At 64.8% G+C, this 6,954-nt stretch carries 9 protein-coding genes; 3 read left to right on the top strand and 6 right to left on the bottom strand.

The genetic code is table 11. The features are described 5' to 3' along the window. From IL54_RS22290 to sdhC, 3 genes are all read right to left on the bottom strand, one after another. The coding region (locus IL54_RS22290; protein WP_156106299.1) for an FAD-binding protein at positions 1–412 on the bottom strand (412 nt) is incomplete at its 3' end. Further along, positions 412–801 carry a succinate dehydrogenase, hydrophobic membrane anchor protein gene (gene sdhD, locus IL54_RS12800; protein WP_037476151.1) on the bottom strand — a complete coding sequence of 130 codons (390 nt, stop codon included), beginning with the start codon at positions 799–801 and terminating at the stop codon, positions 412–414. The genes sdhD and IL54_RS22290, both read right to left, overlap by 1 nt. After that, positions 801–1,196, bottom strand: coding sequence for a succinate dehydrogenase, cytochrome b556 subunit (gene sdhC / locus IL54_RS12795; RefSeq protein WP_037476149.1), 396 nt, complete (start codon positions 1,194–1,196; stop codon positions 801–803). Before sdhC ends, sdhD begins: the two co-directional genes overlap by 1 nt. A gap of 197 nt (positions 1,197–1,393) precedes the next feature. Between sdhC and IL54_RS12790 the strand changes: the two genes are divergently transcribed. Together IL54_RS12790 and IL54_RS12785 are read left to right on the top strand one after the other, a co-directional pair. Continuing rightward, on the top strand, positions 1,394–2,728 hold the full coding sequence (locus IL54_RS12790; RefSeq protein WP_037476147.1) for a methyl-accepting chemotaxis protein: 1,335 nt from the start codon (positions 1,394–1,396) through the stop codon (positions 2,726–2,728). 172 nt (positions 2,729–2,900) lie between these two features. Then, positions 2,901–3,899 carry a 50S ribosomal protein L11 methyltransferase gene (locus tag IL54_RS12785; RefSeq protein ID WP_037476145.1) on the top strand — a complete coding sequence of 333 codons (999 nt, stop codon included), beginning with the start codon at positions 2,901–2,903 and terminating at the stop codon, positions 3,897–3,899. A gap of 18 nt (positions 3,900–3,917) precedes the next feature. On the opposite strand, the gene IL54_RS12780 is transcribed toward IL54_RS12785, so the two are convergent. Together IL54_RS12780 and IL54_RS12775 are read right to left on the bottom strand one after the other, a co-directional pair. Further along, positions 3,918–5,048, bottom strand: a complete 1,131-nt coding sequence (locus IL54_RS12780; RefSeq protein ID WP_037476143.1) for a M14 family metallopeptidase — start codon at positions 5,046–5,048, stop codon at positions 3,918–3,920. Then, a complete protein-coding gene (locus tag IL54_RS12775; RefSeq protein ID WP_037476141.1) occupies positions 5,045–5,641 on the bottom strand; it encodes a hypothetical protein in 597 nt (198 codons plus the stop codon). Before IL54_RS12775 ends, IL54_RS12780 begins: the two co-directional genes overlap by 4 nt. Positions 5,642–5,841: 200 nt before the next feature. Between IL54_RS12775 and ykgO the strand changes: the two genes are divergently transcribed. Next, entirely contained in the window at positions 5,842–5,967 is a 126-nt protein-coding gene (gene ykgO / locus IL54_RS12770) for a type B 50S ribosomal protein L36 (protein ID WP_003046794.1), read from the top strand. A 296-nt stretch (positions 5,968–6,263) separates the two neighbouring features. Here the strand turns inward: ykgO and IL54_RS24195 are convergent. Then, the coding region (locus IL54_RS24195) for a pyruvate kinase (RefSeq protein WP_237748875.1) at positions 6,264–6,954 on the bottom strand (691 nt) is incomplete at its 5' end.

The raw sequence follows: 6,954 nt of genomic DNA, 5'->3' as shown, positions 1-6,954 counted from the left end.
GCTGCACCGGCGGGCCGGCACCCATATTCTGCATATGGCCGCCGAAGGGACGCTGGTAGATCGTCCCGTCTTCGTTGCGGCTGAACGGCACGCCCGCATGTTCCAGCTCGATGACCGCCGCAGGTGCTTCGCGCACCATATATTCGATCGCGTCCTGATCGCCCAGCCAGTCCGACCCCTTGACGGTGTCGTACATGTGCCAGGTCCAGTGATCGGGCGAATTATTGCCGAGGCTGGCAGCGATGCCGCCCTGCGCCGCAACCGTGTGGCTGCGCGTCGGGAACAGCTTGGTGATGCACGCGGTCTTGAGGCCCGCTTCGGCGCTGCCCATGGTCGCGCGCAGGCCCGAACCGCCCGCGCCCACGACCACGGTGTCATAGGTATGATCGATGATCTTATAGGCTTGCGTCATTATTCGACGACCCCTGTGAAGGCGATCTTGGCGATCGCGAAGACGCCTGCGGCCGCGCCGCCAAAGGCATAGAAATTGAGCAGCAGCATCGAGAAGAAAGCCATGCCCTTGTCGTGGACATAATCTTCCAGCATCACCTGCATGCCGAGGCGCAGATGCCAGAAGATGCTGACGATCATCAGCATCATCGGCACCGCGACCAGCGGGTTGGCGATCCACAGCACGACGCTCTCATAATCGAGGCCGGGCAGGCTGATCAGGCTGAAGATCAGCCACAAAACCAGCAGCAGGTTGCCGACGGCGGTGTAGCGCTGCGCCAGCCAGTGATGCGCGCCGTGCCTGGCCGAACCCAGCCCGCGAACGCGGCCGATACCCGTTCCGTTGCCCATCAGAAACCCTTTCCGAAGATATAGAGCCACAGCAGGGCGGTCACGGCCAGCGACGCCGCGAAGGTCGCGATCGACCAGCTCTTGTTGCTGCGCAGTTCATATCCCGCGCCCAGATCCAGCACGAAATGGCGCAGACCGGAGAAAAGATGCTGGAAGAAGAACCAGCTGAGGCCGATCATCACCAGATAGCCGATCGGCGAGGTGGCGCAGGCGACGAAGGTCGCATAGGCTTCCGGCCCGGTCGCGGCGGCCATCAGCCACCAGATGAGGCCCAGCGCACCGGCCGTCGCAAGACCGTTGCCGGTCACGCGATGGATGATGGAGACGGTCATGGCCGGTCCCCATTTCCAGATGGTCAAATGCGGCGAGAGCGGCCGGCTGTTGGATCGCGCCATATCTACCCTTGTCCCTGCTATATTCCTTGATCCCGTTCCCTTAGGAGCGAACGCACAGGAGGGCAAGCCGCGCCGGGCATGGGTGCCCCAATGTCCGTGCCGGGCTGGAGCGCGCTTGATCATAAGAAGTGATTAACCAAAGCGCGCTAGGACAGGCTTAGATTATCGCTCATCCCACCAACAGGGGCCGTCCAGCCATGTCGTCCTTCGTTTCTCCCGCCGAAACCGCCTCCGACTATGTGGCGGGCATTGACCCCGACGGCACGATTGCCCGTAACGCAAAAGAAATCGGCCTGTTGATCGAGCCGGACATCGACCAGGTCGCGGCGGCATTTTTCGACAGCTATATGCGCGAAACCGGGTTGATCGATCGGCTGGCTCAGTCGGTGATCGACAAGATCCGGGCCGAATCGCGTGTCTATGCCGCCCATAAGCTGATGCATTTCCGGGAGGCGCGCTGGACGCGCTCTGCCGCCGACTGCGTGCGCCATGCCCGCAAACATGGCGTGCCGGTGCGCGCCGTGCTGGTCGCGGTCGGCAAGGCCAACGACACGATCATGAATTTGCTGTGGGAACGGTGCCGTGACGATGATGCACGCCTGCGCCGGTTGATGGCCACGATCCTGGAAATCGGCATGCTGGACGCGGGCTTCATGAGCAATGTCCTCGCCACCGATCAGGCCGAAGCCCAGCGCGCCGAACGGCAGCGCTATGGCACCCTGTTCGAACAGCGGATCATGGGCGAACTGGATGGTGCCACGCGGCTGGGCGAATCGCTGCGCGAACAGGCCAAGGATGCGTCCGCCGCCACGCGGGGCATGTTGGGCAAGGCGTCGGAAGTCGCCGCTGCCGCCGAACAATCCGCTCTGGCGATGCGCGAAGCCGCCCGCACCTCCGCTGGCCTCATCCGCGCGATCGACGATGCCCGCACAGAAGTCGAGGGCGCGGCCGACGTGGCCCAGCGCGCCGCCAAGCAATCGGGCGATGCCGTCACCATGTCCGCCACCTTGTCCGACCATGCCAAGTCGATCGAATCGATCCTGGGCCTCATCCGCGACATTGCCGGGCAAACCAATTTGCTGGCGCTCAACGCCACGATCGAGGCCGCCCGTGCGGGCGACGCCGGACGCGGCTTTGCCGTGGTGGCGCAGGAAGTGAAGAGCCTGGCCAACCAGACCGCGCGCGCGACCGACGAGATCGCCGGCAAGATCGCCGACATCCAGGCCTCGACCCGCCAGTCGGTGGAAACCAATGAGCGCATCCGCGACACGGTGGGCGAAGTGCAGGCCAGCGCCGAACGCATCCGCCACGCCATGGACGCGCAGGCGCAGACCGTCACCATGATCACCGCCGCCGTCGATGAAACCGCGCTCGCCGCCGATTCTATGTCGACCACCATTTCGGCGATCCGCCAGGACACCGAAGTCGTCGCGTCGGAAATCGACCAGCTCGAACGCGGCTTCGTCAGCGTCGAGGGCAAGCTCGCCAGCCTGCGCCATGCCTCGACCGACTTCGGGCGGCAGGTCGCCTGACACTCCATGTTGGTTCGTCATGCTGACGAAAGTCAGCATCCATGCGCGCTCCATTTATGAACACGCATAGGTAGAGCCAATGGATCCTGACTTTCGTCAGGATGACGCAGAGGCGCAAGGCTCTGCTGCCAAACGCTTCCCCTCCCTCCCCTCCTGCTCTACAGGCGGGGGGATGAACGATGCTACATCCCCGGCAATCCAAAGCTGGAAAGTCACCCTGCCCTGCACCCGCGCCGAGGCCGAGGCGCTGGACGGGGATATTGCCGCCTTTGCGATGATGGACCGGCCGCCCGTGCTGATGACCAGCGAGGCGGAACCCGATGACGAGGATGCCTGGCGGCTCGACGCCTATTTCGAGGGCAAGCCTAGCCCGGCCGCGATCAAGCTGTTGCGGTCGATGGTGCCCAGCGCCGCGCGGACCAAGCCGGTCGTCGAAGCGCTGCCCGACGAGGATTGGGTGACGATCAGCCAGCAAGGGCTGGAGCCGGTCACGGCCGGACGCTTCCATGTCCGCAATCTCGCCAGCGATCCTGAACAGCCCGGCCAGGTCAATCTGCTGATCGCCGCCAGCCGCGCCTTTGGCACCGGGCAGCATGAGACGACGGCGGGTTGCCTCGCCATGCTCGACCGGATGCGCCGGGTCGGCATGCGGTTCGGCAATGTCGCCGATATCGGCACCGGCACCGGGCTGCTCGCCTTTGCCGCGCTGCATCTGTGGCCGCGCGCCTATGCCACCGCGTCGGACATTGATCCGGTCGCGGTCGAGATCAGCGCGGAGAATGCGCTGGCCAATGGCATGACGGTCGGCCGGGGACAGGGGCAGGTCGCGCTTTATGCCGCCGCCGGGGTCGATCATACCGCAATCATCACGCGCGCGCCCTATGACCTGCTGATCGCCAATATCCTGGCCGGGCCGCTGATCGAACTCGCGCCTTCGCTCTGCGCGATGGTGGAGGAAGGCGGCACGATCCTGCTCGCGGGCCTGCTCAACGAACAGGCGGACGCGGTACTGGCCGCCTACCGGGCGCAGGGGATGCGGCTGGCCGAGCGCGCCGACCGGGGCGATTGGCCGACGCTCAGGTTACGCAAGCGGCCCGTCATCGGGTGGAAGCGCCCCCGCCGCCTCAACCCCGCCGCGCGCGGCGAAGCGCCCGGTTTCGGCAGTATCTAACGCTCTAGACCGGGATGATCAGAGCGCGTCGATCATCTCGGCCAGCACCGCGAGGCAATCCTTGCCCAATTGCATGGAGCGCGCGGGCGACCAGCCGGTTTCGGCATCGGGCAGGTCGTCATTATCCTTGAACGGCATTTCCAGCGTCATCGCCACCGCGCCGAATCGCTCGGCAATCTGGTTGGTGGACATGGCGAGGTTCGCACGGCCCGCGCCCGCAACCGGATAGCCAAGGCGCGTCTGGAAATCGGGCGTGCGCGCCGCCAGCGTGTCGCGATAGCGGTGATAGAGCGACACTTGCCGATCGGTGATTGACGGGATGCCTTCGAACCCTGCGATGAATACGGCGGGGATGGCTTCGTCGCCATGCACGTCCATCGCAAAGTCCACGCCGGTCGCATCCATCGCGTTGCGGACCAGCAGCACTTCGGGGCTGCGTTCCATCGACGGATCATGCCATTCGCGGTTGAGGTTCACCCCCACCGCATTGGTGCGCAAATGGCCCCGGCGGCTACCATCGGGGTTCATATTGGGAACGAGGTGGATGGTCGCCTTCTGGCGCAGCAGCCGGGCAACGGCATCTTCCTCGTCGGTCAGCCGCTCCAGCGCGCCTTCCATCCACCATTGCGCCATCGATTCGCCGGGATGCTGCCGGGCATAGAGCCACACCTGCTTGGGACCATCGCCGATGGTCAGCAGGTCGATCGGCTGGCCATCCAGCGTCAGCCCCAATTCGCGATGCGCAACGCCCGGCTGGCAGGCGGCAAAGGCGATCAGGTCATGGTGCCGCTCCATCGAATAAGGCGCGAAATAGGCGACCCACACGACATTGGCATCGCTCGCCAGCCGGATGGTCAACGTGCCATCGGCATAGCTGGTGTCGGCCTGGGTCCAGATTTCTCGGTCCTCGCTCACCCGCGCCTTATAATCGACCCAGCCATCGGGATAGGCCGACCCGCCACAATTGACGATCGCCAGTTCCACCTCTTGCCCCGCTGCCCCGGCAACCCGGAAGTGGAACCATTGATAGAAGTCGCTCTGATGATCCGTCATGATCTCCAGCTCGGCGCGCGCGCCTGTCGGCGTATCGGTGATGGAAAGGGTGCGAATATTGCCGCTGTCAAAGCCGCTGGAAATAGAGATGGTCATTTGACGGTTATAGTCCGGCCCGATTCGCCCGGATAGCCCCCGATCAAGGCACCGGCGAGCTTTTGTGCGGCAATGCCCGGCTGCGCGGCGGGCGTGCCCTGCTTCGCTTCGGTATAGGCGCGGCCTTCCCAGACGGTCGCCGAATCGGACCGGCGACGCAGTTGCACATGCAATTGCGTGGTCACGATATCCTTGGGCTTGCCCGACAGGTTGATGCCGACGCCCAGGCCCATGCCCGAAAAACCGCCGCTGCCGATGCCGCCGCCCATGCCGACGGTGACGGGGCGATCATTGCGGGCTTGGCCGGAGGGACGGAAGCTGCGCTGAAAGCTGACCAACGCGACATACTCGCTCGTCGCGCCCGGTGCGACGCTGGTGAAGCCCACCCGCTGCCATTCCTGCGCGACGGCGGCGGCATAGGTGCGGAATTCCAGGCTGATGTCAGGATTGCCGGGCATTTCTTCGACCGCGACCGTGCCCGTCCGGGCGGGGTTGCCGACATGGAATCGCGTCACTTCCACCTGTGGCACGGCGGTTGCGCACGCGGCCAGCGGCAGGGCAAGACAGGCGGCAAGGATCAGGCGCTTCGACATCGATTTCACTCCAACGTGGCTCTCCACCGATAAACGGCGCGATGAGCTATATTCCCTCCAACGCGCAAAGCCATGAAGTTGCTGCATGGCCGATGAACAACGGCAAAAGAGCGCCCGCCGCCCTTGACTTTGGCCCGCCCCACTCATAGGGGCAGCGCTTCGATTTTCCATCACAGTCAGATTCACCAAGGGCCGATGCCATGAAGATCCGCAACTCGCTCAAGTCGCTCAAGGACCGCCACCGGGACAACCGCGTGATCCGTCGTCGCGGCCGCACCTACGTCATCAACAAGACCAACCGTCGCTTCAAAGCCCGCCAGGGCTAAGCAGCACGGTCAGGGTGGCGTCGTTTCCGACGCTGTCCTTAGCCATCGGACGAATGAGTCCTTTTAGAGCGCCCGATCGAGCATGATCGGGCGCTCGATGCGTTTGCGGATGGGGTTGGACAGATCCCTCTCCCTTGAGGGAGAGGGCTGCGAAGACTTGGCAGCTTGCTGCCTAGGCGTAGCTGGGTGAGGGTGTAGCGCGCCAACGGCCATGCCGCACACCCTCATCCAACTTCGCCTACCCTCCCTGCGGTCGGCAAGGCTGCGTATCCTTCTCCCTCAAGGGAGAAGGGCGGTCATTCCCGCCCCTTCAATTCATCCCCCTGCACCGCCGCGACATGCAGCACATTAGTCGATCCGGGCGTGCCGAACGGAACGCCGGCCAGCACCACGATCTTGCCGCCCTTTTCTGCCATGCGGTGGCGCAGGGCCATGCGGCGGGCCTTGCCGATCATTTCCTCGAACGTGCCGATATCCTTGGTGCGGATGGCGTACACGCCCCATGTCAGCCCCAGCTTGCGCGCGGTATCGGTCCGCGGGGTCAGCGCCAGGATCGGCGCGGAAGGCCGCTCGCGCGCCACACGCCGCACCGTGCTGCCCGATGAGGTGAAGCAGGTGATGACGCTCGCCCCCACCACGGTAACGATATTGCCCGCCGCTTCAGCCAGCGCGTCGGCGGTGGTGGGATCGGGCTTGGTTTCGGTGAAGTGCAGCCGCGCCAGATAGCCCGGATCCCGCTCGACGCTGTTGGCGATGCTGTCCATCATCGCGACCGCCTCGACCGGCCAGTCGCCCGCCGCCGTTTCGGCCGACAGCATGATCGCGTCGGCCCCGTCATAGACCGCCGTCGCCACGTCCGACACTTCGGCGCGAGTCGGCGATGGCGACTTGATCATCGATTCGAGCATCTGCGTTGCAACCACCACCGGACGGCCCAGCCGCCGCGCGGTCGCGACGATCTGCTTCTGTAGCGGCGGCACCGATTCG

The organism is Sphingobium sp. ba1 (assembly GCF_000743655.1).
Lineage (GTDB): Bacteria > Pseudomonadota > Alphaproteobacteria > Sphingomonadales > Sphingomonadaceae > Sphingobium.
The sequence above is the reverse complement of the archived record's forward strand: the minus strand, read 5'-3'. Positions and strand labels throughout refer to the sequence as shown.

Bases quoted from the DNA above. Each gene is read 5' to 3' on its own strand.
- sdhD (WP_037476151.1), bottom strand. From the start codon at position 801: ATGGGCAACGGAACGGGTATCGGCCGCGTTCGCGGGCTGGGTTCGGCC.
- sdhC (WP_037476149.1), bottom strand. From the start codon at position 1,196: ATGGCGCGATCCAACAGCCGGCCGCTCTCGCCGCATTTGACCATCTGG.
- IL54_RS12790 (WP_037476147.1), top strand. From the start codon at position 1,394: ATGTCGTCCTTCGTTTCTCCCGCCGAAACCGCCTCCGACTATGTGGCG.
- IL54_RS12785 (WP_037476145.1), top strand. From the start codon at position 2,901: ATGAACGATGCTACATCCCCGGCAATCCAAAGCTGGAAAGTCACCCTG.
- IL54_RS12780 (WP_037476143.1), bottom strand. From the start codon at position 5,048: ATGACCATCTCTATTTCCAGCGGCTTTGACAGCGGCAATATTCGCACC.
- IL54_RS12775 (WP_037476141.1), bottom strand. From the start codon at position 5,641: ATGTCGAAGCGCCTGATCCTTGCCGCCTGTCTTGCCCTGCCGCTGGCC.
- ykgO (WP_003046794.1), top strand. From the start codon at position 5,842: ATGAAGATCCGCAACTCGCTCAAGTCGCTCAAGGACCGCCACCGGGAC.